Source organism: Pseudomonas fluorescens (genome assembly GCF_902497625.1).
Lineage (GTDB): Bacteria > Pseudomonadota > Gammaproteobacteria > Pseudomonadales > Pseudomonadaceae > Aquipseudomonas > Aquipseudomonas fluorescens_BQ.
Genome location: NZ_CABVGX010000055.1, coordinates 1 through 23,146 on the forward strand (window position 1 = coordinate 1; position 23,146 = coordinate 23,146).

Here is a 23,146-nt window from a genome sequence, read left to right on the forward strand (position 1 = left end):
CTCGAACTGGAACTCACGGAAAGTCAGCTGCTGGACAGCGTCGAGCACATCATTGCGACGTTCCAGCAATTGCGCAATCTGGGCGTGAAGCTGGCAATCGACGACTTTGGCACTGGCTATTCGTCCCTCAGTTATCTCAAGCGGATTCCGGTGGATTACGTGAAGATCGATCAGGCGTTCATTCGCGGGTTGGGCGATGGCAGTGAGGATGCGGCCATTACCCGGGCGATCATTGCCATGGCTCACGGCTTGTCGCTGAAAGTCGTTGCCGAGGGGGTGGAAAGGCCGGAGCAGCTTGAGTTTTTGAAAGCCGAGCGCTGCGATGAGGTCCAGGGCTACCTGGTGAGTCGGCCGGTCGAGGCGGACGATTTGGCGAGTTTGCTGCAAGAGCAAAACACCTAGTGCGCTGCTGATACCGGTTGCTCTGCGCTACATGAGGCCCCAGGCACGTCAGCTCTGGGGATTGGTTACGTATTGAGCAGGCAAAATGCCGATTCATGTAGTATAACTACAAGCGTGCTACATCCCCGGCACCTGCCAATAACAAAGAGTCCGTCCCTTGAATCTGCTGCAACACATCGCCCAGTCACGCCACCTGTTACGCAAGTCGGAGCTCAAGGTCGCCGACCACGTGCTGCTTGATCCTGCGGCGGTGATGCACAGCTCCATGGCCGACCTCGCTCACAGCGTGGGCATCAGCGAACCGACCATCGTGCGTTTTTGTCGCGCTATCGGTTGCTCCGGTTTTCAGGACCTCAAACTGAAGCTGGCGCAAAGCCTGGCGGCAGGCGCGAGCTTCGGTCAGTTTGCGATCCATGAAGACGATTCGGTGGCCGACTACAGCCTGAAGATTTTCGACACCACGCTGCACACCCTGATGGAGGTACGCGAGCGGCTCGATCCGGTGGAGTTGCAGCGAGCGGTGACGCTCATGTCCCAGGCTCAACGGGTGGAGTTTTATGGCTTTGGCGCCTCGGGTGCAGTGGCGGCAGACGCGCAGCACAAATTCTTCCGGTTGTTGCTGACCGCTGCGGCGTATTCCGATCCGCACATGCAGGCGATGTCGGCGGTGACACTGAAACCGACCGACGTGGCGATCTGTATCTCCCAGTCCGGGCGCTCCAAGGACCTGCTGATCACCGCGAATCTGGTACGTGAAAGCGGGGCCTCGCTGATCACGCTGTGTCCAAGCCAGACGCCGCTGGCAGAGTTGTCGACCGTAAATCTGGCGATTGATGTGCACGAAGACACTGAAATCTATACGCCGTTGACCTCGCGCATTGCTCACCTGGTGGTGATCGACGTGTTGGCGATGGGTGTGGCGATGGCGCGCGGACCGAGCCTGGTCAATCACCTCAAGAGCGTGAAACGCAGCCTGCGCAGTTTGCGCTTGTCGCCCAAGTCGGTGAAAGCCCTCGACGACTGACGTGTGACGAGACAGTTACTGTGGCGAGGGGGCTTGCCCCCGTTGGGTTGCGCAGCAGCCCCAGAGATTATGCGACTGCTGCGCAGCCGAACGGGGGCAAGCCGCCTTGCCACAATAGATATCGCCATGGCAAAAACATTCATCTGTCTGTCACTCACCCGCTACCAAACCGTCATCTACTGCGCCTATCTTGAAACTCCCGTAATTGCTTTGGGAGACTCGAAATGGCCCAGCCCTACGAAGAACGCAACAGCGCCGTCAAAACCCGTCGTCAGCAGGAGGATCAGCGCCGCATGGAGTTTCGCCGCGCGATCGAGGATCGTTGCGAACGCCGCCAGTTGCTGGCCGAAATTGGCGATTACCCTGACGATCTGCAACTCAATTACTGGCAGGCAGCACCGGTAACTTCCCGTCGAAGCGCTCAACCAGCGCGCTGATCTGCACCCGCTCGCTACGGATATACGCAAGGAACGCGTGCGCAACCGGTGACAGCCTTTTCGCCTTGGCTTGCACCAGGCACCAGCTGCGATACAACGGCAGCTCTTCGACCGGCAGCTCAACCAGCGCTCCGGTCGCCAACTCAAGGTTCAGGGCGTGGCGCGTCAGCACCGCCAGGCCCAGACCCGCCAGCACACATTCACGTTGCGCCTCCGCCGAAGCAACCTCTTGGGTCTGGGTGAAGTGCACGCGCTTTTCCTTGAAATATTCCTCGCAGGCCAGCCGCGTTCCCGAGCCCGGCTCGCGCAACAGCAACGTATAAGGCTCCAGATCCTGCAGGCGCAACGGTCCCATGTGGCTCAGCGGATGATCCGGCGGCGCTACGGCGATGATCGGATTATTGAGAAAGGGTAAAAACTCCAGGCCCATGTCCTGCGGCACCATCGACATGATCACCAGATCGTCGCGATTGTCCGAGAGCCGCCGGATGACCTGTCCGCGGTTGACCACGGTCAGATGCAGGTTCACTTCCGGGTGCTGGCGTTTGAACGCGGCAAACAGATGCGGGACGAAATACTTGGCACTGGATTCGACCGCCAGTTTCAATTGCCCCTGCAACGATCCCTGCATGTCCGACAACTGCATGTCGAGATTTTCAAGACGTCCGAAAATGTCTCGGCTTGCACGCTGAAGGGCTTCCGCCGCTTCCGTCATGTAGAGTTTTTTGCCGACATAATCAAACAATGGCTGACCAATCAGCTCTTCGAGTTGACGAATCTGCAAGCTCACGGCAGGTTGTGTCAGCGACATTTCTTCGGCTGCTCGGCTGTAAGACCTTAGATCACACACCTCATTGAATATCTGTAATTGACGCAATGTCATACGCATCAAGGACTTACGCATTTTAGAAGACTTCCGCTGGACGCTGATGCGTTGACTATAAGTCTTTCTTTATAGCTGACCCAATTATTATTCATTTTTGTTAATCCCTTGCGAGGGCTAGTGTGGGGCTGCGACTAAATCGAAACATTTAGTCACGCGTCGACCTGGTCTAGCAGGTCGTGGGTGCCACCGGCTCAAGGGAAACTCCAAGTGATAACAAAGATCCTGATCGCCAACCGTGGTGAGATTGCCGTAAGAATCGTGCGCGCCTGCGCCGAGATGGGCATTCGCTCGGTCGCGGTTTTTTCTGACGCCGACCGCCATGCCCTGCACGTGAAGCGTGCGGACGAAGCCCACAGCATCGGTGCCGACCCGTTGGCCGGTTACCTGAACCCGCGCAAACTGGTGAACCTGGCCGTTGAAACCGGCTGCGATGCGCTGCACCCCGGCTACGGATTCCTTTCGGAAAACGCCGAGCTTGCAGACATTTGTGCCGAGCGCGGCATCAAATTCATTGGTCCGTCGGCAGAAGTGATTCGCCGCATGGGCGACAAGACCGAAGCGCGCCGCAGCATGATAAAGGCGGGTGTGCCGGTCACACCGGGTACTGAAGGCAACGTCGCCGGTATCGAAGAGGCATTGATTGAAGGCGATCGCATCGGTTATCCGGTAATGCTCAAAGCCACCTCGGGTGGCGGAGGCCGTGGCATTCGTCGTTGCAATAGCCGCGAGGAGCTCGAACAAGCCTTCCCTCGGGTCATTTCCGAAGCCACCAAAGCCTTTGGATCGGCGGAAGTGTTCCTCGAAAAATGCATCGTCAATCCGAAACACATTGAAGCGCAGATCCTCGGCGACAGCTTCGGCAACGTGGTGCACCTGTTCGAGCGTGATTGCTCGATCCAGCGCCGCAACCAGAAGCTCATCGAGATCGCCCCGAGCCCGCAGCTGACTCCGGAACAGCGCGCCTATATCGGCGACCTGTCGGTGCGTGCCGCCAAGGCTGTCGGTTACGAAAACGCCGGTACTGTGGAGTTCCTGCTCGCCGAGGGCGAGGTGTACTTCATGGAGATGAACACGCGAGTGCAGGTCGAGCACACCATCACTGAAGAGATCACCGGTATCGATATCGTCCGTGAGCAGATTCGGATTGCTTCCGGCCTGCCGCTTTCGGTGAAACAGGAAGATATTCAGCACCGCGGTTTCGCCTTGCAGTTTCGGATCAATGCTGAAGACCCGAAAAACAACTTCCTGCCGAGCTTTGGCAAGATCACCCGCTATTACGCGCCCGGCGGCCCCGGCGTGCGCACCGATACAGCGATCTATACCGGCTACACCATTCCGCCGTTCTACGACTCCATGTGTCTGAAACTGGTGGTGTGGGCATTGACCTGGGAAGAGGCGATGGACCGTGGCTTGCGCGCTCTCGACGACATGCGTCTGCAAGGGGTCAAGACCACCGCCGCGTACTACCAGGAAATCCTGCGCAACCCGGAATTCCGTAGCGGTCAGTTCAACACCAGCTTCGTTGAAGCCCACCCTGAACTGACCAACTACTCGATCAAGCGCAAACCCGAAGAGCTGGCCCTGGCCATCGCCGCCGCCATCGCCGCCCACGCGGGATTATGAATGAAGCAGCCGCAAGCTTTTAGCGGCAAGCGGCAAGTAAGAGCAGTTTAGCTTTACTTGCAGCTTGTAGCTTGAAACTTGTCGCTATTAGGAGCTCCCCATGACTAAAAAGATCTTCGTTACTGACACAATCCTGCGCGACGCCCACCAATCGCTGCTTGCCACCCGCATGCGCACCGAAGACATGCTGCCGATCTGCGACAAGCTCGACAAAGTCGGCTACTGGTCGCTGGAGTGCTGGGGCGGCGCGACGTTTGACGCTTGCGTACGTTTCCTGAAAGAGGATCCGTGGGAGCGCCTGCGCCAATTGCGCGCCGCACTGCCTAATACGCGTCTGCAAATGCTCCTGCGCGGCCAGAACCTGCTCGGTTACCGCCACTACAGCGACGACGTGGTCAAAGCCTTCGTCGCCGAGGCAGCGGTCAACGGCATCGACGTGTTCCGTATTTTCGATGCGATGAACGATGTGCGTAACCTGCGCGTGGCCATCGAAGCGGTGAAAGCGTCCGGCAAACATGCTCAGGGCACCATCGCGTACACCACCAGCCCGGTGCACACCATCGACGCGTTTGTGGCACAAGCCAAGCAGATGGAAGCCATGGGTTGCGACTCGGTGGCGATCAAAGACATGGCCGGCCTGCTGACCCCGTATGCCACTGGCGAACTGGTCCGGGCGTTGAAAGCCGAGCAGTCGCTACCGGTGTTTATCCACTCCCACGACACCGCCGGTCTGGCGAGCATGTGCCAGCTCAAGGCCATCGAGAACGGCGCCGATCACATCGACACCGCGATCTCCAGCTTCGCGTCAGGCACCAGCCACCCGGGCACCGAGTCGATGGTTGCCGCGCTCAAAGGCAGCGAGTACGACACTGGTCTGAACCTGGAGCTGCTGCAAGAGATCGGTTTGTACTTCTACGCCGTGCGCAAGAAGTATCACCAGTTCGAAAGCGAGTTCACCGCCGTCGACACCCGCGTGCAAGTCAACCAGGTACCGGGCGGGATGATTTCCAACCTGGCCAACCAGTTGAAAGAGCAGGGCGCCTTGAATCGCATGAGCGAAGTGCTTGCGGAAATTCCGCGCGTTCGCGAAGACCTGGGTTTCCCGCCGCTGGTGACGCCGACCTCGCAGATCGTCGGTACCCAGGCTTTTTTCAACGTGTTGGCCGGCGAGCGCTACAAAACCATCACCAACGAAGTGAAGCTGTACCTTCAAGGCGGCTACGGCAAAGCGCCGGGCGTGGTGAACGAAAAGCTGCGTCGGCAGGCAATCGGCAGCGAAGAAGTCATTGATGTACGTCCGGCCGATCTGCTCAAGCCAGAAATGACCAAACTGCGTGCCGACATTGGCGCACTGGCCAAATCTGAAGAAGATGTGCTGACCTTTGCCATGTTCCCGGACATCGGGCGCAAATTCCTCGAAGAGCGTGCCGCCGGTACCCTCGTACCGGAAGTGCTGCTACCGATTCCGGAAGCCGGCGCCGTGACCTCCGCCAGCGGTGAGGGCGTCCCGACCGAATTCGTCATCGACGTCCATGGTGAAACCTACCGCGTCGACATCACCGGAGTCGGCGTCAAGGCTGAAGGCAAGCGTCACTTCTACCTGTCCATCGATGGCATGCCGGAAGAAGTGGTGTTCGAGCCACTCAACGAGTTTGTCAGTGGTGGCAGCAGCAAGCGCAAGCAAGCTACTGCACCGGGCCACGTCAGCACCACCATGCCGGGCAACATTGTCGACGTGCTGGTCAAAGAGGGCGATGCAGTCAAGGCTGGTCAGGCTGTACTGATCACCGAAGCAATGAAGATGGAAACCGAAGTCCAGGCTGCCATAGCCGGCAAAGTCACCGCCATCCACGTGGCCAAAGGCGACCGAGTCAACCCGGGCGAGATCCTTATCGAGATCGAGGGCTGAATTAACAGCCTCGATACACCGCTTTAAACCTCGGGGGGGCATGTGCTCCCCTTTTTTTTTGTTCTTCCGGGTTTACCCTCGTTGAAACCCTGAACAAGCGGATTTGATGATTGCAGCCGGTCTGTGATCCGCGCCCCATCAACGCACGCGCAACTTCCGTACAGTCAAAAACTCATTTGCCACTGCCCGATCAATCCGTGATTTCGGCTGTTACTGCCGAGCTCGCCGCTGTAGCCGAAACCTACCGAATGGCGTGACGAAATGGCTAGATCGACTCCGGCCTCCAGCATCAGGCTGTCCCGGTCCAGTGAGCTGCCGTCAACGCTGAACGCCGTGCCGCCGACTACAAACGCCTGACGCGTCGAGTTACTGACATCGCCATACGTATGCTTCCAGCCCGCTGTCATGCGCGGCGTCAGGCTCATGCCATTCTCAAGGGTGCTCAGGTGCGCCAGCCGTACGCCGAAGGTGCTGTTGAAGTTGTCCTGGGTTTGCCGGTCGACCTGCAACGCGGCAGAGCCACCTTTTTCCTGATAGCTGTCGCGGCGGTACCGCTGGTAGCCAAGGCTGGCGAAGGGTTCTGCACTCAGGCGGCCACTGCCCATTACATAACCGAACTCGGCAAAGGCTTGCTGGCTGTCGGCGTCATAATCGCCCTTTGGCCGATCGCTGAAACCGTTGAAAGCGACCGTGCGTTTGCTTTCACCTTGATGGCCGCTCCAGGCGGCGCCCAGACGCAACGCAAACGGGCCGCTTTGGCGCAGGGCGTAAACGCCGGCATGCCAGCTCTCGACGTTGCCATCGACACCCGTGGCGTCCAGATCGGTCTTCGAATAACCGCCGAGCACACCTAGACGCCATTGCGGGTCGAGTGCCCAATCGACGCCAATCACGCTGCCCTTGGTGCGCTGTTCCAGACCGCTGCTGCCGTGTTCCCCATCCAGCTTGCCGTAGCCGCCGATGCCTTGCAGCCATAGCCGACCGCGAGCGTCGGGATCGTTGAGGTTGCGCGCGTCGGATGGCACGCCGGTGGCGGCCAGCATCGGCGTGTCGTGTTGATCGAGGCCTGCCAGCAAACGTGAGCCGGTCCTCATCTGCTGCATCGCCGACAGCATGCTGCCACCGATCTGGCTGCTCGCAGCCAGTGTTGCGCTGGTCAGGTTGGCGTTGCTGGTACCGGCCAGTTGTTCGATGGCGTTGCCGGCGGTGGCGCTGGTGGTGTTAAGCAACGCGTTATAGAGCGCGTTGTTTTTGCTCATCGACGCCAGGCTGTTCGCCGCACTGCTGCCGTTGGCGGTGCTGGCGAATTGGTTGAAAGCGATGTCGTTGCGCGTATAAGTCAGGTCGACCTCGGTGGGCGTGTAGGCGAGGGTCGGCGTGAGGAACGCGTAATCGCTGGTGACGCTGCCGAAGGTGCCATCAATGCTCGCGGCTTGCAGCACGGTGTAGCGGCTCTGCCACGGCCAGTTTCCGCTGCCCGGATTCACCGCCAGCGTGGCGCCATTCAGGCTGGCAACGCCGCCCACCTGAATCGGTGCGCTGCTGCCATCGGCGTTGACGCCATAGGCCAGGGTCGAGCCGCTGCCCATGGTCAGGCCACCGACCACCGTTGCCGTGCCCAGTCGGGTGTCGGTGCGCAAGGTGCCGTTAACCAGAAGATTGCCCACCGAACCGCCGCCGGCGTACACGCCGCCCGAGTCGATAGTCAGATCGCCAGCCATTGCGCCCTGATTGATCAGGGTCGCACCGCTACGCACTGCGCCGCCTTCACTGAAGTCGCCTTGGCCGTTGAGTGTCCACGCGCCTTGGCTCACCTCCAGCCATTCGAAATTTCGGCTGGCCGCAAAACTGCCGCCGGCCGAGTCGTCCATCAGCACGCGATCGTACCCTGTGCCACCGTCGACCATGCCGACAAAGCGGCTGCCGCTACGCAACGCGACCTCGTCGTCGCCACCGCCCAGATCCAGCGCCAGGCCGTTGCTGCCGCTGATCGTGCCGCCGTTGATGACGCGGTCGTCGTACTCGCCCACCAGCTTCACGCCGAAGCCGGCGAGGCCCTGAATGGTGCCGAAGTTTTCCAGTGTGGTCGCCGCCACACCCGCGCCACCGCTGCCGTCATCGACCAGGATCGCACTGGTGGCGCCGCTGATCAGCGCATCCTTGGCGTTCAACACGTAACCGCCGCCCAGGGCGATACCTTCGCTGCCGTTGGCAAAACCGCCCTTGTCCACGCCACCCGCGCCGGTGCCCTGAATGACGCCGTAGTTTTCGATGTGCGCGAGGTTGTCGATGTCCACGCCATCGCCGTCACCGTTGGCTTGCAGACCGGAGTAGGCGCCGGTAATGGTGCCGTGGTTGATCACCGTGCCGTCGCCGTCGGAGCCGAAGCCCGAGCCGTTGCGGCCAGTGATGGTCCCGTAGTTTGTCAGGGTGGCACCGAGGTCGGTGGTGATGCCGTGCCGACCGCCGGAAATCGTCCCGTAGTTGGTCACGGCCACGCCGGTCGCTGAGTCAATATCGATACCGTCAAACTTGTCATCGGCGCTGCGCGACTCGCCGGTCGAAATCTCGCCATGGTTGGTGATGCTCGCGTTGGCGCCGGTCTTCATGCCGTCGCTGGCCTCGCCGCGAATCAGTCCGCCGGCACGATTGATAATCGTGGTAGTGGCGCCGTCACTGCGCAACGCATCAAGGTCAAGGCCCTGACCGGTGCTGGAGCGGATCAGCCCACTGTTATCTATCAACAACGCGCCGCTGACAAAATTGCTGTCGATACGCAGTGCATCGTTAACGCCGAGGATTTGTCCGCCGGCGCGGTTGTAAATGCTGTAATTGCGCGCCTTGGTAAGGTCGCCGCTGCTGTCGATTGCCCGCCCGCCTGTGGAAATGATTTTCCCCGCGTTATCGATCACCACGCCCGTGCCGCGGGTGCTGTCTTTCAGACTCACGGTCTTGCCGCTGTTAGTGATGCTGCCGGGTGCCGAAATTTTCAGCGAGTCACTGCCGCCGAGCGTTTGCGCGGCAGTCGTGGCCGTGTCGATTTGCACGGTTCTGGCATGAGCTGAAGCGCTCGCCAGGAGAGCGATAGTCAGCGCGAGACGATGGGGCAAGAAGGACATGAGCGAACGGCCTTTTTGTTATAAGCGGGACGTCCTGTATAGCGGAAGGTTTTTACAGATTGATGTCTACGTAAAGTCTCGTTTCTGCATTAAAATGCATTTTCCACAAGTAAAATGGGAGATTCACGCATTATTTTGCATTTCAAGAACAGCAAGAGCTTATTTTATGCACTATATTGCGTACAGCGCTTCTGTAAAAAGCCAAGGCGCAAATTGCGGCAGGAAAAAAATGTACACACTTACGTTGCAGGCGTATGCCAACCGACAATGGTCAGACGCAATGACGCTGATATTCGTCGAGCCGGAAAAGGGCTTCGAAGGCGCTTGCCGAATCGGCTACAAGACTGACTACATCGCCAATAATCTGGAATCGATTGATCTGCCGTTTTGCAAGGCAGTCAGTGGCAGGTTGCCATTGGACTGGGACAGTACTTCGCTGAAGAAAGCGCCTGCCTTCCTGTTCGATATCGCGCCTGCGGGGGCGGCCCGGCGCTTTCTCATGGCACGCCTTGGACAGGATAAGCCTGAGGACCTTAGCGCCGATTTGTTTCTGCTGGGACGATCCACGCCTGCACCCATCGGCCATCTGCGCGTCAAGGAATCCATCGAGGCTTTGGATGACCGGGCCGTCATGGGGTTTGGTCGCGAGGAGGTCGTCGCGCGGGACAACTCTTTTCTGGAGTACGCCTACGAGCAGGGCGCTGCAATCGGCGGCGCAACCGGAGCGGGCGGAGAAGCGCCGAAACTGCTCATGGCGCAAGCTCGCGACGGGTTGCTGTATCCAGACGCAGTCCTGGCAGATGATCAAGTCGCACAGCACTGGTTTGTGAAATTTGCCCGTAACCGGGCAGCCCAGATGGACCAGACCATCCTTAAAAGCGAGTTCCATTACTACAAAGCGCTGCACACACTCGGAATCGAGACAGTGGCCGCGGATGGCCTAGCCCTGGAAGAGGCTACAAAACCCAGTCTCTGGATGAAGCGCTTTGACCGTAATGTGAGTGATCGAGGCGTTGATCGCTTGGCCGTTGAGTCCATGTACTCGCTCGCGGGTGTGACCGTCCCGGGCAGCTATATGGACCACATGGAAGTTATTCAGCTGCTGGCACGACTCTGGTCACAAGCGGGACAGGCCGCGCAGATCCCTGATTTGATCGCCGATTATTTGCGGCGAGATTTACTCAACAAAATTCTCGGCAACTCCGACAATCACGGCCGCAACACATCCATCATTCGCGAGGAAAGCAGTGTGCGTCTCGCCCCCATCTACGATTTGGCACCGATGGTCATGGACGAGGAGGGCGTGACGCGGAGCACCAAATGGTCGAAGGATCTTGAGGTGGGCGGCGAGGTGAAATGGCGCGCCGTCTGCGAAGCATTGTCGATGATCGGAGATCCAGAGGCGTTGTTCGAAGGTCTGCGCGACGACGCGCGCCGCTTCCTGGCGTTGCCGGACATTCTCTCTGCCAGTGGCCTGCCCGAAGCCACCCTGAACTATCCTGCGATTGCCTTGAAAAACCTCGACCAACGACTGCAGCACTGGGGGCTGACATGACCCTCTCCATCGACGCCCGCGCATTAGTAATCGAAAGCATCCAGGACGGGCTGGCCCAGGGCACGCTGGAGATTGGCGAGGCAGTGCGACGCTTGCGTGTCGAGGTCACGGGTTTACATCAAAGCCAGTTTGCGAAAATGTGCAAAATCTCGGTGCGCACCCTGGTGCATATCGAGCATGGCGAAGGGAATCAGACGTTGAAATCGTTGAATTCGGTGTTTCGTCCTTTTGGCTTGAAGATGGGCGTCGTGCGGATTCGCCGCGATTTCAGTTGATGGCGTGGCCGTAGAGCGGCGGTTCCCACGGCAAGACGTGGGAACGATTCGTTCAGCTGCGGCATTCGGCCAGGGTTTTAACCTGTCCCGAATCCGTCTGGTTCTCATCGCTCAACCAGCGTTCAAACCCTGCGCCAATTGCGGGCCACTCCGCGTCCAGAATCGAATACCACGCGGTGTCGCGGTTCTGCCCCTTGACCACCATGTGCTGGCGAAACACGCCTTCGAAGCTGAAGCCCAGCCGCTCGGCCGCGTATTTGGAGCGCGCGTTGCCGTTGTTGCACTTCCACTCCAGCCGCCGGTTACCCAAGGCAAAAGACTCCTTCGCCAGCAAGTAAACCGCTTCGGTGCTCTTCGGCGAGCGTTGCATCGGTGCGCCGAAGGTCACGTGGCCGATTTCGATGCGGCCCTGGGCCGGCACGATCGACATCAGGCTGAGGATGCCTTGCGCTTGCCCGCTGGCACGGTCAATGACGGTGAAGAAATACGGATCGCTGCTCGCCGCGTGGTTGTTCAACCAATCGTCGAAGCCTTCACGATCCGGGAAAGGACCGTAAGGCAGATAGTCCCAAAGCTTCGGGTCGCCGCCCGGACCTTGCAGGGCATGCCACAAATCGTCGCCATGACGCGCAGGGTCAAGTTTTTCCAGGCGAATGAAACGCCCTTCGATCGTTGTGGCCGACGGCGCCGGGGCGCCTTTCCAGTCGGCGAGGGAAGTCGACATTATGTTCTCCTTGAACCTTAAAGGCCTTTACGAAACTGGATGAAACCGGGGCGTTCGGCAATGCGCTCGTAGAGCTGGATCGCAGTGGCGTTGGTCTCGTGGGTAAGCCAGTGGACTTTGCAGCAACCGTCTTCCTTGGCCGTGGCGTAGACGTACTCGATCAACTGCCGACCCACACCGGTGCCGCGTGTTTCGAGCATGACCAGCAAGTCTTGCAGGTAGCAGGAGTTTTCGATGCTCCAGTTTGATCGGTGGTAGATGAAGTGCACCATCCCCACCGCGTTGCCATCGGCCCAAGCCAGCGCGGCGTGAGTCGGCTCGTTGGGGTCGAGCATACGCTGCCAGGTGCTTTGGGTGACGGCTTCAGGCAATTGAGTGTTGTAGAAACGCAGGTAGGCCTGCCACAGCGGCAACCAGGCCGCGTAGTCGTCGCCAGTGACTTGGCGGATTTCGATCCGGGTCATGTTCGATCCTCTAACGCATCAAATGGGCGAGGCCCTGATCGTGCGCGTCGGGGCTGGCGGCAAGCCCCTTTCGCACGCCGGCAATGTCTGCGGGGCTGCGGTTCTGGCTGAGTTTGCGCTTGCCTTCCAGGTGCTGGATCGGCAGGGCGAAGCCGACGATGGCTTTGAGCATGCCATCAATGTACTCAGCCGGCGCATCAGCAACTTTCCAGGGTTGAGCACGACCGGATTCATGTCGATCGGTCAAAGCGCTGACCAGTTGGCGCAAGCGGTCTGCGTCAGTGAACACCTCTGCAGTGCCGTACGCGTGCACGGCGACGTAGTTCCACGTCGGCACGACTTTGCCATGCTCGGCCTTGGCCGGATAAAACGCCGGCGTGATGTACGCGTCGGCACCGGAAAAAACAACCAGCGCTTCGGCGCCTTGCTGCAGGGCTTGCCACTGCGGATTGGCGCGAGCGAAGTGGCCGTATAGCGTGCCGCTGGCACCTTCATGAGGATTCAGCAGTAGAGGCAAATGACTGGCTTGCAGCCCTTGCTTGCTATAAGTGACCAACACGGCGAGGCGCGTATCGAGCATGTGCTGCTGCAATTCATGCAAGTCGTCGATGGCGAAACTGCTTGGCGTGTACATGGAGATTTTCCTTGGCGAATGCCTGCATCCTAGGCAGGCTATTGGTCTGTTGTAAGAGCCATTACCGACCAATTTCATAGGTCCAATGCCATGACGGGTTTACCGCTGTCCTTACCGTTCAACCCGGCGGGTATCCAACTTGACCGCCGCCAGGGTTTGAGCCGCCAGCTTTATCAAGCGCTCCGCTTGAGGATACTCGACGGGCGCGTTGCCAGCGGAACGCGGCTTCCAGCCAGTCGCGATCTGGCGGCGGCCATGGGAGTTTCCCGCAATAGCGTCATACGCGCTTACGATCAGCTGTGCGCCGAAGGGTTTATCGAGGGCCGTGTCGGTGACGGAACTTATGTCGCACAGTTAAGCCAGGCAATTTCTCCAGCAAAAAAACTATCCACAAAAGTGTCCACAGGGTTACCAACAGGCTTATGCACAGCCTTATCCACAAAACTCCCGGATTTACCTGTGATTTCATCCAGCAAAGTTATCCACAATGGTGCGCTGGAACGGGTGAAAAACAACCATTTGGCAATGCCTCCCAGCGGGCCACCACGCGCATTCCGGGTAGGCGTACCAGCGTTCGACCTGTTTCCATTTGAGGTGTGGGCCAAGCTGAACAAGGCTTTCTGGCGTAAACCCGATCTGCAGACGTTGTGTTACGGCGACCCGGCGGGAGATGAACGATTGCGCGGTCTGATTGCTGCCTACTTGCGCAGTTCCCGAGGCATGCAGTGTTCCGCTGAGCAAATAGTGATCACCAGTGGTGCTCAGCAGGGAATCAGTCTTTGTGCACAGTTGCTGGTTGAGCCCGGTGACGGGGTGGCGATCGAGAATCCGGGCTATCGGGCGGCGGCCCATGCATTCGCTGTCGCCGGTGCAACGTTGCACGGTGTATCCGTGGACAGCGAAGGTATTAATAGCGCCGAGCTCAACGGTTTGAAAGATTGTCGATTGGCCTACGTCACGCCGTCTCATCAATACCCGACCGGAGTGGTCATGAGCCTGGCGCGACGCCTCGAACTATTGGCTTGGGCCGAACGCTCACAAGGCTGGATCGTCGAGGACGACTACGACGGAGAGTATCGTTACAGCGGTGCGCCGCTGGCACCATTGGCGGCCCTCGATCAGCACGCACGTGTCTTGTATGTCGGCACGTTCGGCAAGGTGGCATTCCCGGCATTAAGACTGGGTTACCTGGTATTGCCCCCTGCACTGGTGGACGCATTCTCGCAACGGCGCGCAGTCGACGTTCGGCATTCCGAAATCAGCACGCAGGCAGTGATGGCCGAATTCATCGCGGCCGGGCATTTCCAGCGCCACATTCGGCGCATGCGACGCGCGGCGTTGAGCCGTCGTAACACCTTGCTGGCGCACTGGCCGCAGACCATTGCCGGCGTCGGCAGCCTGCCGAGTGTCGCCGCAGGCCTGCACCTGACAGTGGCCGTCGACACGCGCGCCCGCGAGTGCGAACTGGTGGAAAAAGCCGCGAGCGTCGATGTGGAGATCAACCCCCTGAGCAGCTACTGGCTACCGGATTCACAGCCGCCCGAAGATCAGCGCGCCGGGCTGGTGCTGGGCTTCGCAGCCGTACCTGAGGCTGCCATTGTTGAAGCACTCAACAAGTTGGGCCGCATCTGGCGGACATGAGACCCGTGGTGACATCGTCGCAGTTACTTGCATGAAGGTCCCCGCGCATAAAAAAGTTTACGCAAATCCGGTTCTCGATTCTGCGCAGGACACCATCAATGGGGTCAACCCTGGTCAGGGTTTTCTGCTGGCCTTTGCGTCAGCGTTGTGAGATCAGTGTCGGACACTTTGAAGTGTGCCGTGGCGGGCATGCATACTTTGTTGAGGTTTTTTAGCTTGCGGGATACGAGTGCGGTAACTATTTACCCCAGGCAAAAAAACCCGCGCAAGCACGGGTTTTCCAGAAGCGAAGGCGGCACGAGCGGTAGCGGGCTACTGCCTGTGGATCAGGTTCACGTGCCGGATTTGATTTTGGTCCAGGCCCGGGTGCGTGCTCGCTCAGCATCGCGCGGCAACGGCTGCAAGGTGTACAGCGAGCCCATCGCCGCCTCGGTGGGGTACAGATTCGGATTGTTGCGAATTGCGGGGTCGACCAGTTCAGTGGCGTCTTTGTTCGGGTTCGGGTAGCCGACAAAGTCGCTGACAGGCGCAATCACCTGCGGTTGCAGCAGGTAGTTGATGAAGGTGTAAGCGTCTTGCGGGTTCTTCGCGCCTTTCGGGATGGCGAGCATGTCGAACCAGATCGGCGCGCCTTCTTTCGGCAAGCGCATGTCCACGGTCACGCCGTTTTTGGCTTCCTTGGCGCGGTTCGCGGCCTGGGAAAAACTGCCCGAATAACCGACGGCAACGCAGATGTCGCCGTTGGCAATGTCAGCCATGTATTTGGAGGAGTGGAAGTAGGTGACGTAGGGCCGAATTTTCATCAGCAATGCTTCCGCCTTTTCGTAATCCGCAGGCTTCTTGCTGTTAGGGTCGAGGCCGAGATGCGCCAGGGCCAGCGGCAGGATTTCCGAGGGCGAATCGAGCAGGGCGACTCCGCATTGCTTGAGCTTGCTAAGGTTTTCTTCCTTGAAGATCAGGTCCCAGCTGTCCACCGGCGCATTGTCGCCGAGCGCGGCTTTGATCTTGTCCGGGTTGAAGCCGATCAGGATGGTGCCGTACATGTACGGCACGGCAAATTTATTGCCCGGATCGTTGGCCTCGATCAGCTTCATCAGCTTCGGATCGAGGTGGTTCCAGTTCGGCAACTTGCTGCGATCAAGCGGCTGGAATACTCCAGCCTCGATCTGCTTGGCAAGAAACACGTTGGACGGCACCACCACGTCGTAGCCGGAGTTGCCGGTCAGCAGCTTGGCTTCCAGCGCTTCGTTGGTGTCGAAGATATCGTAGATCAGTTTGGTCTGGGTGTTCTGCGCCTTGAAGTCTTCCAGCGCTTTGGGCGTGATGTAGTCGAACCAGTTGTAGACGCGCAACGTTCGCTCTTCAGCTTGTGCCGCACCACTGAGCACCGCAGCGCAGAGCGCGGGCGCGATAAAACGCTTGAGTCTGTTCATTCTTCTCTTCCTCAGTGGGCGCTTTCAAAACCTTCGAGAACGTTCACGGCATTGATGCCAATTTCTTCCACAGCGTAGCCGCCTTCCATCACGAACAGGGTCGGTTTGCCAAGCTTCGCGATGCGTGCGCCCATGGCCAGGTAATCGGGGCTGTCGAGCTTGAATTGCGAGATCGGGTCGTCCTTGAACGTATCAACACCCAAGGACACGACGACGATGTCTGCAGCGTATTTCTCGATTTCCTCGCAGGCTTGATCGAGCGCGGCGCTCCACGTGTCCCAACCGGAGCCGGCGGGCAACGGGTAGTTGAAGTTGCAGCCTTCACCCGACCCTTCGCCGAGCTCGTCCTCGTAGCCGAGGAAGAACGGAAACTCGGCTTCCGGATGGCCATGAATCGAGGTGAACAGCACGTCGCTGCGTTCGTAGAAAATCGATTGCGTGCCGTTGCCGTGATGGTAATCGACATCAAGGATCGCGACTTTTTTATGGCCTTGATCGAGGAAGGCCTGCGCGGCGATGGCGGCGTTATTGAGGTAGCAATAACCGCCCATCAAATCGCTGGCGGCGTGGTGCCCCGGTGGACGGCACAACGCGAAGGCGCTGCGAGCGCCACGCTGGATTTCAGCCTGAGCAGTCAGCGCAACTTGCGCTGCACTGTAGGCGGCTTGCCAGGTGCCAGCAGTGATCGGTGCACCGCCGTCGAAGCTGTAATAACCGAGTTGGCCGTGCAGGCTGGTCGGCATGATCCGCCGCAGCGTGCGCGCCGGCCAAGTGTAGGGCAATAAATCGCCGTCTGTGTTGAACTCGGTCCAGCGCGCCCAGGCGCCTTTGAAGAAGTCGAGGTACTCGCGGCTGTGAATGCGCGCGATGGGGTCCAGGCCGAAATCCGTGGGTGCCTGCACGGGGCCTAGGTTCTGGGTTTGTACGCGTTGCAATACATGATCGGCACGCGACGGCATTTCGAAGCAGGGCATCAGTTGCCCATCCATCAGTTCACAGCGGCCATGGTGCAGGTGGTGATCGTCCGAGTAGATCGTCAGCATTTTCTTGTTCTCCACAGGCTGATTCGGTTGAACACAGTCTTGCGGCGCACGGCTTCGAAGAGAACGGCAGGAAAGGCCAAAAGGGGATCGATATGGCCAAAACGTCTGACCGAAATTCGCCCCTTTGTAGCGCATTAGTGCCCCGGTCCGGCGCGTGGATGCACTCATGTGGAGGATAACCTTGTGGCGAGGGGAGTCCCTTAGACACAGGGTTATCCGTGCGGCCGGAACTGACTTGGCGCCACGCCACTCCAGCGCACAAACGCATGGCGGAAACTTGCGGTCTCGCTGAAGCCCAGCGCCTCGGCAATTTGATAGATCGGCATCTGCTCTTCGCAGAGCATCTGTTTGGCGTGCTCGAACCTGAGCTCATCGAGCAGCTCCTGATAACTGCACCCCAGTTCCTTGAGGTGCCGCCTCAGGGTGCGCGCCGAGCAGTTCATCTGTTCGGCCAAGCCTTCGAGGCCGGGTGCGGCATTCAGCTGTGCACTGAGCAGCTGGCGGATTCGCCCGAGCCACAGCTGGCGGCCGGTGAATTCAGTGTTCTGTTTGCGGCAGCGCTCGGCCATGGCCTGGTGGGTGATGGCATCGGCGAGCGGCAGGGGCTGATCAAGCCACTGTCTGTCGAAAGCAAAGGCATTGTCCGGCGCGCCGAAGTGCAGTGGGCAATTAAAGTGCTCGCTGTAGCTCGCTTGATAATCGGGCGCGGTGTGTTCGAAGCGCGTACTCACCAGCGGCAACGATTGCCCGAGCAGGTCGTCGCAGATGACTTTCAGCGACACCAGACAGAACTCTGCGTTGAACACGGCCAGTGCCGGGTTTTCTCGATAGTCTGCGGCGACAAACCATACGCGCTCGCCCTCGTCCTCGAGGCTCAGTTCAAAAAGTGTTCCCAACAGGGCCGGATAACGCATCGCCAACCGCAAAGCGTCACCGAAGGTGGCACTGGTCAGCAGCGCATAGCCAAGCATGCCGTAAGAGGAAACGTGCATGCGCCGACCCAGTTCCAGGCCGATATCACGTTTCAGCGCAACGGCGTTGGCACAGACCTGCATCTCCTGATTGGTGGTGATGCGCGTGTCGGCACGCTGTAAATCCGCCGGGCTGATGCCGCTGCCAGCGAGCAGTGCTTCGCCGGACAGGCCTTCGGCCTTGAAGGTGTTGAGCACCAGAGACACGGCGTTGAGGGTAGTGAGGTGGGAATGGAGCATGGGCTGTTCCAGCACTGGGATGCTGGAACGGCAGCAAGTTATGTGCCCGACGCAGATCCTTGTGGGAGCGAGCCTGCTCGCGATAGCGTCGTCTCAGCCACCATTCATGTTGAATGGTCGACTACTGTCGCGAGCAGGCTCGCTCCCACAGGGTAGGTGGTGTGTTGATCGTTTCCACGTCGAACCGTCTGCGTGGGAATGCTTCTGGGGACGATCAGTTGAAGTCAGCTCAATTCACCGCAAAGGTCGAGCTCGACCAGGCGTCGCACTTCGGCGATCTCAAGCCCCGCACCGAGCAACCCATGCAACTTGCCGAATGCCGCTTCACGGGTCATCCCGCCACCCGACAGCACGCCGGCACCGCGCAGGCGACTACCGGCCTCGTAGACATCCAGCTCAACGCCACCTTCATGGCATTGCGTAACGGCAATAACCACCACGCCGTTATCGCGTGCCCGCGCGAGAGCGGCGAGAAACTCCGGATTGTCGCTTGGCCCGGTACCGCTGCCGTAGCACTCCAGCACCAAACCCTGAATGTCGCTGTTGAGCACAGCATCAAGCAGTTGCGCGCCGATGCCTGGAAACAGCGGTAGCACCGCGACTTTGGCCAATTGCCCAGGCTGGTTGTAATGGAGTTGCGTCGGCAGGGTAGACGCTTTAACACCGCCGCCTTGACGCTCCAACCGCTTGAAGGGATGACGGCCGAAACTGCGCACCTTTGCGCAGCGGGTCGGATCGAGTAGTTCACCGTGAAAGTACAGATGAACGCCCGGTGCCACGCCCTGACCCAGAGCGACCAGCGCCCCACCGAGATTTTCCCAGGCGTCGCTGTCAGCCACGCCGGCCGGCAACATGGAACCGGTGAACACCACGCGGGCGTGCAGGCCGAGCAATTTAAAGCTCATGGCCGCCGCGCTGTAGGCGAGTGTGTCGGTGCCATGCAGGATCAGCACGCTGTCGCAGCCTTGTTCATCCACTGCGTCGACCACCGCTACACGCAGCTGCTGCCAATACGCCGGGCTCATGTTGGCGCTGTCGATCAGCGGCGACATCTCGCGAAAGCGCCACTGCGGCACCACCAACTCAGGCTGGCTGTGCAAATACTCGCGCATCCGCGCTTCGAAACCGGACGCCGGCACCAGGCCGTTGGCGCTGGCTTGCATGCCGATGGTGCCACCGGTGTAAAGCACCATGACGTGTTGGGCGGCTGGGTAGGTCGAGGAATTCATGGAGGTGCTCCGAGAACGATGAGTTCCTGTGGGAGCGGGCTTGCTCGCGAAAGCGTTGTATCAGTCGACATCAATGTTGAATGAAAGACCGCATTCGCGAGCAAGCCCGCTCCCACAGGGATTTTGCGCACTTTAACCGATCAGCGTTGCGCTGCGGGTACGCCTTGTGACTCGACTTCAGCCTGGACTGCAACCGCGGGCGGGTTGGCCGGCCAGGCTTTCAGGTCCAGGTCCAGATCCGGGAACTTGCTCGAATCGAACACCGGCGTCTTGATGCCTGCGGCGCGCTGGTCGTCGTAGTCGCGCAGGACGCGCATGGCGATCTTGAAGAGCAGGAACAACGCGATCAGGTTCACGAACGCCAACAAGGTCATGGTGATGTCGGCAAAGGCGAACACGGTGCCGAGGTTTTCGATGGCGCCCCAATAGATCAGCACCAGTACCAGAGCGCGATAAGCCATCAGCGCCGTGCGGTTCTCACCGATCAGGAAGCGCAGGTTGCTCTCACCCAGGTAGTAGTTGTAGAGGATCGAGGTAAAAACGAACAACGACAGCGCCACGGAGATGAAACTGCGGCCCCAGTCGCCGACCACGGCAGCCAGCGAGTTCTGCGTCAGGGCAATACCGTCGCCTTCGAAGCCTGGGGTGTAAAAACCCGAGAGCAGAATCAGCAAGGCTGTGCAGGTGCAGATCACGAACGTATCGAGGAACACGCTGAACGCCTGAACCACACCTTGCGCCACAGGGTGCTCAACCGACGCCACCGCAGCCACGTTCGGCGCGCTGCCCAAGCCCGCTTCGTTGGCGAACACGCCGCGTTTCACGCCCATGATGATCGCGCTGCCGATCAAGCCGCCGAACGCCTGATCCAGTCCAAAGGCGCTTCTGACGATGGTCATCAGCATTGCCGGTACCTGATCGAATTGCAGCACGATCACGTAAATGGTCACGCCGATATACACCAGGGTTTTCACCGGTACCAGCAGGTCTGCGACCTTGGCGATACGCTTGATCCCACCGAAGAAGACCAGACCCAGCAACACGGCCAGTGCCGCGCCGGTGTAGGTCGGGTCGAGTTTGAAAGCATCCTGCAGCGAGTGAGTCACCGCGTGGGATTGCAGACCGTTGAAGGCAAACCCGAAGGTCACCAGCAGCAGAAACGCCATGACCATGCCCAGCCAGCGTTTTTGCAAACCATGCTGAATGTAATAGGAAGGACCGCCGCGATAACTGCCGTCGCTATCGCAGCGCTTGTAGAGCTGGCCGAGCGAACATTCAAAGAAGCTGCTGGCCATGCCGACCAGCGCGGTCACCCACATCCAGAACACCGCCCCGGGGCCGCCCATGGTGACGGCGATGCCGACGCCGGCGATGTTACCTGCGCCAACGCGACCGGCGAGGCTGAGCATCAGCGCTTGAAACGAACTGAGCTGACCGGCGCTGCTTTTGAGGCTGTCGCGGAACACCGCGAACATGTGGAAAAAGTGGCGCAGTTGTACGAAACGCGAGCGGATCGTGAAGTAGCCACCGAGCCCGACAATGAGCACGATCAGTACTTTCTCTGAGAGGAAGCCGTTGATGACTTCGAGCATGGAGTATTCCTCGCTGTTTTTTATGTAAGCAAAAGCTGGACAGGCAGAAACATCGTGTTACACCGGTTTGCGCACGGCAAAACAGGTGGGGCAGAGGTTTCGTCCCGGTTGCAAATCGCGGGTTTGTTATGAGTTCGGGTATCGCATGGGTTAAAGCCTCGTTACCGACGACCGCTCATGCGAAGAGGGGCGGCACTATACCGATGCTTTTCTGTGGGAGCGAGCCTGCTCGCGATAGCGGTGTGTCAGTCGCCAGCAATGTTGAATGGACAACCGCGATCGCGAGCAGGCTCACTCCTACCGGCTTGGCGGTGCTGCGGATAAAAAAAAGGGCCTGGGGAATAAATCCCCAAGCCCTCAAAAGGTGAGAGGTGTCTAGTCCCTCGACCTGGTGAGCGCTGCTACAGGTAACGCGTCGGTTCAGGCTTTAAGCGGAACCAGACGTGGAGCAATCATGTTTTCCGGGCGCAGGATGTCGGCGAGCATCGCTTCGTCGAGCAAGCCTTCTTCACGCACCAGTTCCAGCACGCCGCGGCCGCTTTCCAACGCGATGCGGGCGATGCGGGTGGCGTTTTCATAGCCGATGTACGGGTTCAGCGCGGTGACCAGACCGATCGAGTGCTCGACCAGTTCACGGCAGCGCGCTTCGTTGGCAGTGATGCCGACGATGCAGTGTTCGCGCAGCATGTCCATGGCGCGTTGCAGCAGGCGTATCGAGTCGAAGATCTTGAATGCGATCAAGGGCTCCATCACGTTCAATTGCAGCTGACCGCCTTCGGCCGCGATGGTCAGTGCCAGGTCGTTGCCGATGATCTGGAAGGCCACCTGGTTGACCGCTTCCGGAATCACCGGGTTGACCTTGCCGGGCATGATCGAGCTGCCCGGCTGACGCGCCGGCAAATTGATCTCGTTGATACCGGTGCGTGGACCGCTGGACAGCAGGCGCAAGTCGTTGCAGATCTTCGACAGCTTGACCGCGGTGCGCTTGAGCATGCCGGAGAACAGCACGAAGGCGCCCATGTCGGAGGTGGCTTCGATGAGGTCGGCGGCAGGCACCAGCGGTTGGCCGCTGATCAGGGCCAGACGCTGAACGGCCAGGGCCTGGTAACGCGGGTCGGCGTTAATGCCGGTACCGATCGCGGTGCCGCCCAGGTTCACTTCGGTCAGCAATTCAGGCGCGAGGGTTTTCAGGCGCGCGAGGTCTTCCCCCAGGGTAGTGGCGAAGGCACGGAATTCCTGCCCGAGGGTCATCGGCACGGCGTCTTGCAACTGGGTACGACCCATTTTCAAAACGTGGCTGAATTCTTCGCCTTTGCCAGCGAATGCCTGAATCAGGCTGTCGAGGCTGGCCAGCAACGCGTCGTGACCGAGCAGCAGACCCAAACGGATCGCCGTCGGGTAGGCGTCGTTGGTCGACTGCGCCATGTTCACGTCGTTGTTCGGGTGCAGGTACTGGTACTCGCCTTTCTCGTGACCCATTGCTTCGAGAGCAATGTTGGCAATCACTTCGTTGGCGTTCATGTTGGTGGAAGTACCGGCGCCGCCTTGAATCATGTCCACCACGAATTCTTCGTGGAAATCGCCGCGGATCAGACGGGCACAGGCTTCGCTGATGGCGGCGTGCTTGGCTTCGCTCAGGTGGCCCAGTTCGCGGTTGGCGTCAGCGGCGGCCTGTTTGACCATCGCCAGACCGACAACCAGCTTCGGGTAATGCGAAATCGGAACGCCGGAGAGACGGAAGTTGTTCACCGCTCGCAGGGTCTGGATGCCGTAATACGCTTGAGCAGGTACTTCGAGTACGCCAAGCAGGTCTTTTTCTGTGCGGAAAGATGCAGCGGAGGACATGATAGAAATCATCTCGATAGGAACCCGGCCTGTGCCGGAACACTGCAAATGCTAGGCTTGTGGAGAATTTTGGGCCAATGCTATTAAACACTGGCCTATG

General features: G+C 59.4%; 19 protein-coding genes. 8 read left to right on the top strand and 11 right to left on the bottom strand.

Features of this window, described 5'->3' with window-relative positions:
* From F8N12_RS24170 to F8N12_RS24180, 3 genes are all read left to right on the top strand, one after another.
* On the top strand, positions 1-402 hold a 402-nt coding region (locus F8N12_RS24170; protein WP_150582621.1), incomplete at its 5' end, for an EAL domain-containing protein.
* Positions 403-559: 157 nt separating this feature from the next.
* Positions 560-1,426: a transcriptional regulator HexR gene (gene hexR / locus F8N12_RS24175; protein ID WP_028620399.1), complete on the top strand. Its 867-nt coding sequence runs from the start codon at positions 560-562 to the stop codon at positions 1,424-1,426.
* 224 nt (positions 1,427-1,650) lie between these two features.
* Complete coding sequence (locus F8N12_RS24180) at positions 1,651-1,863, top strand: PA3496 family putative envelope integrity protein (protein ID WP_081832425.1); 213 nt, start codon at positions 1,651-1,653, stop codon at positions 1,861-1,863.
* On the opposite strand, the gene F8N12_RS24185 is transcribed toward F8N12_RS24180, so the two are convergent.
* Positions 1,805-2,767 carry a LysR family transcriptional regulator gene (locus tag F8N12_RS24185; RefSeq protein WP_150582622.1) on the bottom strand — a complete coding sequence of 321 codons (963 nt, stop codon included), beginning with the start codon at positions 2,765-2,767 and terminating at the stop codon, positions 1,805-1,807. The two genes, F8N12_RS24180 and F8N12_RS24185, sit on opposite strands and share 59 nt — an antisense overlap.
* Positions 2,768-2,956: 189 nt before the next feature.
* On the opposite strand from F8N12_RS24185, the gene F8N12_RS24190 reads away from it, so the two are divergent.
* Positions 2,957-4,372 (top strand): acetyl-CoA carboxylase biotin carboxylase subunit, encoded by a 1,416-nt coding sequence (locus F8N12_RS24190; RefSeq protein WP_150582623.1) that lies wholly within the window; start codon positions 2,957-2,959, stop codon positions 4,370-4,372.
* 100 nt (positions 4,373-4,472) lie between these two features.
* A complete protein-coding gene (gene oadA, locus F8N12_RS24195) occupies positions 4,473-6,281 on the top strand; it encodes a sodium-extruding oxaloacetate decarboxylase subunit alpha (RefSeq protein WP_150582624.1) in 1,809 nt (602 codons plus the stop codon).
* Positions 6,282-6,445: 164 nt separating this feature from the next.
* Here oadA and F8N12_RS24200 read toward each other — a convergent pair whose 3' ends face one another.
* The gene (locus F8N12_RS24200) at positions 6,446-9,400 is read right to left on the bottom strand and encodes an autotransporter domain-containing protein (protein ID WP_150582625.1); all 2,955 of its coding nucleotides are present in this window, start codon (positions 9,398-9,400) and stop codon (positions 6,446-6,448) included.
* Positions 9,401-9,629: 229 nt separating this feature from the next.
* Here F8N12_RS24200 and F8N12_RS24205 point away from each other — a divergent pair, with 229 nt between their 5' ends.
* Both F8N12_RS24205 and F8N12_RS24210 read left to right on the top strand, forming a co-directional pair.
* Positions 9,630-10,955 (top strand): type II toxin-antitoxin system HipA family toxin, encoded by a 1,326-nt coding sequence (locus F8N12_RS24205; RefSeq protein WP_150582649.1) that lies wholly within the window; start codon positions 9,630-9,632, stop codon positions 10,953-10,955.
* A complete protein-coding gene (locus F8N12_RS24210) occupies positions 10,952-11,230 on the top strand; it encodes a helix-turn-helix domain-containing protein (RefSeq protein ID WP_028620407.1) in 279 nt (92 codons plus the stop codon). The genes F8N12_RS24205 and F8N12_RS24210 overlap by 4 nt, the downstream gene beginning before the upstream one ends.
* A gap of 52 nt (positions 11,231-11,282) precedes the next feature.
* Here the strand turns inward: F8N12_RS24210 and F8N12_RS24215 are convergent, their stop codons facing one another.
* The 3 genes from F8N12_RS24215 to F8N12_RS24225 are packed head-to-tail and all read right to left on the bottom strand — an operon-like array spanning position 11,283 to position 13,052.
* The gene (locus F8N12_RS24215; protein ID WP_150582626.1) at positions 11,283-11,954 is read right to left on the bottom strand and encodes a GNAT family N-acetyltransferase; all 672 of its coding nucleotides are present in this window, start codon (positions 11,952-11,954) and stop codon (positions 11,283-11,285) included.
* Positions 11,955-11,971: 17 nt separating this feature from the next.
* On the bottom strand, positions 11,972-12,418 hold the full coding sequence (locus tag F8N12_RS24220) for a GNAT family N-acetyltransferase (protein WP_150582627.1): 447 nt from the start codon (positions 12,416-12,418) through the stop codon (positions 11,972-11,974).
* A gap of 10 nt (positions 12,419-12,428) precedes the next feature.
* On the bottom strand, positions 12,429-13,052 hold the full coding sequence (locus F8N12_RS24225) for an FMN-binding negative transcriptional regulator (RefSeq protein WP_150582628.1): 624 nt from the start codon (positions 13,050-13,052) through the stop codon (positions 12,429-12,431).
* Between the two features lie 90 nt (positions 13,053-13,142).
* On the opposite strand from F8N12_RS24225, the gene F8N12_RS24230 reads away from it, so the two are divergent.
* A complete protein-coding gene (locus F8N12_RS24230; RefSeq protein ID WP_150582629.1) occupies positions 13,143-14,693 on the top strand; it encodes a PLP-dependent aminotransferase family protein in 1,551 nt (516 codons plus the stop codon).
* 332 nt (positions 14,694-15,025) lie between these two features.
* On the opposite strand, the gene F8N12_RS24235 is transcribed toward F8N12_RS24230, so the two are convergent.
* The 6 genes from F8N12_RS24235 to F8N12_RS24265 form a co-directional block, all read right to left on the bottom strand.
* Complete coding sequence (locus F8N12_RS24235; RefSeq protein ID WP_150582630.1) at positions 15,026-16,126, bottom strand: polyamine ABC transporter substrate-binding protein; 1,101 nt, start codon at positions 16,124-16,126, stop codon at positions 15,026-15,028.
* A gap of 11 nt (positions 16,127-16,137) precedes the next feature.
* Positions 16,138-17,169, bottom strand: a complete 1,032-nt coding sequence (locus tag F8N12_RS24240) for a histone deacetylase family protein (RefSeq protein WP_150582631.1) — start codon at positions 17,167-17,169, stop codon at positions 16,138-16,140.
* A 212-nt stretch (positions 17,170-17,381) separates the two neighbouring features.
* Entirely contained in the window at positions 17,382-18,380 is a 999-nt protein-coding gene (locus F8N12_RS24245) for an AraC family transcriptional regulator (protein WP_150582632.1), read from the bottom strand.
* 224 nt (positions 18,381-18,604) lie between these two features.
* Positions 18,605-19,609 (bottom strand): asparaginase, encoded by a 1,005-nt coding sequence (locus tag F8N12_RS24250; RefSeq protein ID WP_150582633.1) that lies wholly within the window; start codon positions 19,607-19,609, stop codon positions 18,605-18,607.
* A gap of 140 nt (positions 19,610-19,749) precedes the next feature.
* Positions 19,750-21,201, bottom strand: a complete 1,452-nt coding sequence (locus F8N12_RS24260; protein ID WP_150582634.1) for an alanine/glycine:cation symporter family protein — start codon at positions 21,199-21,201, stop codon at positions 19,750-19,752.
* A gap of 420 nt (positions 21,202-21,621) precedes the next feature.
* Positions 21,622-23,046 (bottom strand): aspartate ammonia-lyase, encoded by a 1,425-nt coding sequence (locus F8N12_RS24265; RefSeq protein WP_150582635.1) that lies wholly within the window; start codon positions 23,044-23,046, stop codon positions 21,622-21,624.
* Between the last annotated feature and the right edge of the window lie 100 nt (positions 23,047-23,146).